Source organism: Rhizobium mayense (assembly GCF_030272705.1).
Classification (GTDB): domain Bacteria; phylum Pseudomonadota; class Alphaproteobacteria; order Rhizobiales; family Rhizobiaceae; genus Rhizobium; species Rhizobium mayense.
The window spans coordinates 1-5,185 of sequence record NZ_JARFYM010000074.1 but is presented as its reverse complement, the minus strand read 5'-3'; the positions used below and the strand labels follow the sequence as shown (position 1 = coordinate 5,185).

Here is a 5,185-nt window from a genome sequence, read left to right as displayed (position 1 = left end):
CTCGGTCACGAACTTCAGGTGAAAATTTGTTGGTCGTCTTGCTCATATCGGCTCCACTTTCTCACGAGTTGGAGCCTCCGGCAAACCCGGCGCGGTTCACTCCGAAAAATACAATCTGTCAAGGTCGTTAGATATGCTTAATTACTTTGGATGAATTCTTATCCACGCGGTACTGTTTTGTGGTCCGTCGCGTGCCTCCCTCAAGTGGATAAGCTCGAAAACGCGGGAGGTCATATTCTGCGGTCCATCGGCCCACACTTTGAAATCAGGCGATTGCGGAAGCAGGCCGGCGTTCAGCAATGGAACTACTCTCTCAAGATACGGTGCAGAATAAATATTATTAGAGGCGCTATCGATAAATATAGAGCCATATTCCGACATCTTTGGCACAAATGTACCAATAATGGTGGATATCTCCTTTGGTCCATGAGATATGTCGCTAAACAACCAGTTGATTTCTTTAGCGTCAATCCTGTCAATAACAATACGGAGACGCTCATCGTAGTCGATGTGCTGATCCACAAAAGTAACGTTTCCTTCAAGGTCCAATTCTCGGATAAGATCGAGGAAAAGCGCTTTTAGATTTTCGTCGGGGTTAGGAGGTAGGTTGAACAGTTTGCGCACCGATGTTGCGGCGTTGCGCACAATTTCCTTTTTGAGTAGGTGACTCCCGTCGTCGAATGTCCAAATGTGCCCTTCCCCAACCTCTAGGAGTGCGAGAGAAAGCCAAGCCGTACACACGCCTAGACCTGTGCCTAGCTCGACGACACATTTGGGGCGCTCCCTTTTTGCTAATACGTAGAGCAGCACACACAGATCCGTGCTGCCGTAGATATCACCAAAATAGCTCCGCAATCTTAGCAACTTTTCCAGTCTGAGAAAATTCGTCTCGTCTGCAGCCAACGAAGAAATCATTTGCGAAACTCAAAGATACTTGGATCGGCGACATATTAAATGGATGCTCGGTGCGCTCAAGCGCAGATCTCAACTTTTCGCGCCAGCCAGCGCCCTCGCGAAAATACTCGTTGCAGCAAAGGAACTCGCCGTGATGTCGCCGCCGCATCGCCAGCCCAGTCGTCCCCACTCTCCTTCCGAAGGGAGCGCGAAGGGCTCGACAAGCCAGAACTTGCGCAGGAGCCGCGGAAGGAATGTCGACGAGGCCCGTGGTGATGAACGGCGGCGGCGGTGCGGCACCCGTGACTTCGATGCGATTGCCGAAATAGTGGATCTCGTGGCTCTTGCTCCGGCACAAGCGTCAGTCAGTGGGTGCGCCACGTCGCTGGTGGCACGAGCAGGAATGCCTGGTTGGACGTCTGGATCAAGCGTCTTGTCCGCGATCGGACTATCGTTCTGCAGATGACGTTCGAAAAGAGGTGCTTGCGGGCAACGGAGGCTGCCGGCTGCGGTGTGGCACACGGGTCGATCGACGATCGTCGAACGGCTGCGAGGACCCGGGAAAAGCCGTCCTCCGATCAACCAAAGCAGCAGAGTCGACGAGGTGGGCGATGTGCAGGTTGCTGACGTAAGCGTTGACATTGCCATCCCAATGAACCTCCGACGTAATGCCGTCACATGACAACCATTTCGTTCGTCCGTCCGATGCAGGATAAAGCTGAGCGCTTGTGCGACACGACGCAAACGTCGGCAGAATTCACGTTTCCGCAAGCGTGTGCTGGTAGACGGGATGCAACCGCTTATTCAGGAGGGCAGCGATGGGTTCGATGAAAGAACAGATATCAGATGACGAGTGGCTGGATGAAGAGTTCGAACCCGACTTCGATATCGAGGTAAAGTTCCTGTGCCCTGAGTGCCACCACCCTGCGACCTCCATTCTGCTAACTCCGAGCGAATGGACCGGTGAGACCGTCGGGGAGGTCTCTTGCCTAAATTCAGAGGAAGCGCACAACTGGACTGTTAGGATTGTCAAAAATCGAGGAGAACTGACCGCTCACCTTGACGATCGTGACGATGTTGAAGTTTCCCTGCATTTACCGGGCGTTCCTGAGGATTGGTACGAACCGTCACCGGAGCCCGGAGCCTACGGAATTTTCCTGCGCGCCATGGCGGAGTGGCGGTATACTGTCGGGGAAATCGGAAGCTTCGATGGCGAAAGTAGTCGGAATCGCATGCTCTTCAGCAATCTATATTCGATCGTCGAAGCCTACTTGTCCGATACCATTATCGGTGCCGCGATCGTCGACGTGTCGGTGCAAAGGCAGATGCTAAAGCTTGATGACTTAAAGCTCAAGGACAAACAACTTTCTCTGGAGACGGTCCTCGCCAAACCCAACATCGTTCGTGATATGATCAAAACTACCCTCCAAGGGATATCCTTTCACAACCTCGTCCTTGTGAATCAGATGTGTGCTAACGCGTTCGGAAGTTCGATACTGCCGAGCGAAAAAGACGATCGAAAGATGATTCTGATGTCGGTCAGCAAGCGTCATGATTGCGTACATCGCAACGGACGTGACAAAGAAGGAAACAGGCACGACGACATAACAAGTGACTATCTGCGGAAGCTTGCTGGGCTCTTCGAGGGGATGGCTGAAGCGCTGGAGAGCGCCATGAGCGAAGCCAAGGTGAAGGAGTTTGTAGGATCGCTGGGTTCGCCGACGGAGGCCTGACACAAAGCTGGTGTAAAAGACCGCTCCTCCCGGGAGTCGGTTTTTGGGACAAATTTTAGCTACCTAGGCCAACCCGAATGACCAGACACTTACGCTAACGCGTGATCGCGACCGCGACATCATCCACACCCCGATCTTTTTGTCTGATCCTAAAATTCTCCAAGGGCGGAGAGATGTTGGCGTTGGCAGACCGAGAGATAAAGTGGCTGGTTATCGAAACTAGAACGGAATGAAGCCTGTAGGACCTATGAACTCATCTGGAATTCCCGATTCTCTTCTGCGCCCGCGACCATCTGCGACCCGGACGTTGTCGTCACTTATGCGCAGCACCTCCGCATAGACATCGTCGACGTGAGCTACCGCCTCCGCAAACCACTCGTTCTCCAGTACAAACGCATCCGAAAAATTGCGAAAGTCGTCAAACCGCTTCGCGCACCTCTTCGCTGCCTCCGCTGCTTCCTGCGCCTCTGTGACTGTCTGTTGATCCTCTCGCCACATTGGGATCATCAGCCGCTGAAGGCTGTGTGCCGCTTCGATTTCCTGCACGAGCATCGTTTCTAGGACTGAAACCCTTGCCTCGTCCGCTTTCTCGCAACATTCCCAGATGTCGTCCAAGAGGACGACTTCTTCGAACAATGCCTCTAGGCTTCTCGCCATCGGTCGTTTCCTCACGTGAGTTCAAATACAAGCGAAGCACCGGGGTGCCACTGCGATCACATCGCAAAAATGCTCCTACGGCCCTGGTTAAGTTTGCGTACGTGGTTGATGTCTCGGGAGATATCAGCTACGAGGCAGTGTAATCTTTGTTAGTATGTCCACGTAGCTCAGCAGGATAGAGCACAGGATTCCTGAAAAAATTGGGGGTTGCAGAGGGAAACACTGCAATCGATCTGCTCAAAGTCGGGGAACGCTTCGCTGGTCTCCCAGCATGCCAATCCCGAGCCAAGCCCAGGAGAAATCCCGGGAAGGTGTAGAGACTGGATGGGCAGCACCTAAGGGCTTCCGGCCTACGGTGAAGGGACAGTCCAGACCACGAACGCCCTCTTGGGTGGCGGCGAAAGTCGAAGTGGGATGAATCCTGGGGTCGGAGGTTCGAATCCTCTCGTGGACACCATATCTTATTTTGCATCACGTTCCTCCGTCTGCGGCAGCTAATGCCGCCACAGCCGCGGACTTCGATTTCGCCCCCCCTGCCACGGCCTTCAAACCCTCAAACAAATCTGCGTCCATGATCAAGGTCCCCGCGGTGGTGGTTCGTGAAACCTGGAGGCCATATTCGTTATAATCAAATCCCCAGGTAGGAACCTTTTGAATCCAGTGCAGGAGATCATCGATGAGGCTGTCTTCCATCTCAGGTCCCTCGTCCAGATCGACTGGCACTGTTTGAGTGATGATTTCTTTGAGCGCGTTATAGCGCTGCAGAAGCTCTAGGGAGCGAACGCAGATATGACGAACGCGCGATGCAGTTCCCTCGTCCAGGTCGGTGAGGTCGAGATCGCGAGCGAGTAGCTGCTCAAGACCGAGCCCCGGCTCGCCACCTATGTTCATGATCTGTTGGTACGCTTCACGCCAGATCCTCACGAAGTCTGCGTATTCGTTGTATATGGTCGATGCCGCTCTGAAGTTTGGGTCTATCAGGCCGCCAGCCTCAATTATCGCGGGTACGGTTGGCTTTATGGGTGTCTTTTGATCAAGAAGACTCAAACATACTCTCGCAATCGATATGCAGTTCTGGCGATACTGTGGATCTCGACCGACTTTCGTCTCAGTAAGTTCTTCAGTTCGATCGCTGGCCCACTTTAGAATCTGGGCTTTTCGAGAGGTCATTGAAAAGTTCCTGTTTTGGAGAAATCGGGTATGTCGCGTGATTGATCGGTTACTCCTTGTCCGACAATTTCCTCGATGGTTTTTCGGAGGTCTTCCTTGATGCCGAAGTCCTCGTAGGTCAGTTTTCCGTCAACTAGAGACTTGATGTCTTTCCTTGCGACGCGTCGCGCCAGGAACTCCGCAAGTCGGTCGTGTCCCCTCCGGCATTGCTCTTCCGTTAGGTCACCCCTAAAACTCAAAGGGACATCGCCGTTTTGGAAAGCCATGCGATCTTGGGTCCTGTTCCGAAAGCTCTCGACGCGTTCGTTCCGTAGAATAGGAAAAACCCTCGATCCCGCCGTGAGGTAGCTGGCGACTTCGTAGGGCGTAACTGCGGCCCATGACTTATAGGTTTCCGCGTCGTTCGCGACCAGCGCGCCCTGATCATCCGGCCTATTCGAACTGACGTTCCGCTCGATTTCGTGCGAGACGTGGATAAGTAGATTTGTATTGAAGAGACTATCCTCGCAAATCAATCGTTCACGCTGGATCTGCGCCAGTTCGGACTGGCGAGTGTCTCTGCGCTGTCGTAGCGCGGCGCGGGCAATTCGATCAGCCGCGACACCGGACATCATCATTACTATCTCTTGCTTGTGACCTTGCCCCCAAGTTTTATCCAGTTTTGAGTTCGCTCCAGCGGTTTTGGGTTGCTGTATTTGCGGCGGTAGCGGCGGGTTGCGGTGCGAAGCCAT

At 53.4% G+C, this 5,185-nt stretch carries 5 protein-coding genes; 1 reads left to right on the top strand and 4 read right to left on the bottom strand.

The window, feature by feature from the left end; genetic code table 11:
* Nucleotides 1-141 precede the first annotated feature (141 nt).
* A complete protein-coding gene (locus PY649_RS34395) occupies nucleotides 142-915 on the bottom strand; it encodes a class I SAM-dependent methyltransferase (protein ID WP_285873506.1) in 774 nt (257 codons plus the stop codon).
* A 797-nt stretch (nucleotides 916-1,712) separates the two neighbouring features.
* Here PY649_RS34395 and PY649_RS34390 point away from each other — a divergent pair.
* Nucleotides 1,713-2,627, top strand: coding sequence for a hypothetical protein (locus tag PY649_RS34390; protein WP_285873504.1), 915 nt, complete (start codon nucleotides 1,713-1,715; stop codon nucleotides 2,625-2,627).
* Between the two features lie 219 nt (nucleotides 2,628-2,846).
* Here PY649_RS34390 and PY649_RS34385 read toward each other — a convergent pair whose 3' ends face one another.
* The 3 genes from PY649_RS34385 to PY649_RS34375 all read right to left on the bottom strand — a co-directional run.
* Nucleotides 2,847-3,284: a hypothetical protein gene (locus PY649_RS34385; RefSeq protein ID WP_285873502.1), complete on the bottom strand. Its 438-nt coding sequence runs from the start codon at nucleotides 3,282-3,284 to the stop codon at nucleotides 2,847-2,849.
* 471 nt (nucleotides 3,285-3,755) lie between these two features.
* Complete coding sequence (locus PY649_RS34380; RefSeq protein WP_285873501.1) at nucleotides 3,756-4,454, bottom strand: hypothetical protein; 699 nt, start codon at nucleotides 4,452-4,454, stop codon at nucleotides 3,756-3,758.
* Nucleotides 4,451-5,185, bottom strand: a 735-nt coding sequence (locus PY649_RS34375; protein WP_285873499.1) for a hypothetical protein, incomplete at its 5' end; no start/stop codon positions are given. The genes PY649_RS34375 and PY649_RS34380, both read right to left, overlap by 4 nt.

Excerpts from the sequence above, each read along its gene's own strand:
- PY649_RS34395 (WP_285873506.1), bottom strand. The coding sequence starts at position 915 with ATGATTTCTTCGTTGGCTGCAGACGAGACGAATTTTCTCAGACTGGAA.
- PY649_RS34380 (WP_285873501.1), bottom strand. The coding sequence starts at position 4,454 with ATGACCTCTCGAAAAGCCCAGATTCTAAAGTGGGCCAGCGATCGAACT.
- PY649_RS34385 (WP_285873502.1), bottom strand. The coding sequence starts at position 3,284 with ATGGCGAGAAGCCTAGAGGCATTGTTCGAAGAAGTCGTCCTCTTGGAC.
- PY649_RS34390 (WP_285873504.1), top strand. The coding sequence starts at position 1,713 with ATGGGTTCGATGAAAGAACAGATATCAGATGACGAGTGGCTGGATGAA.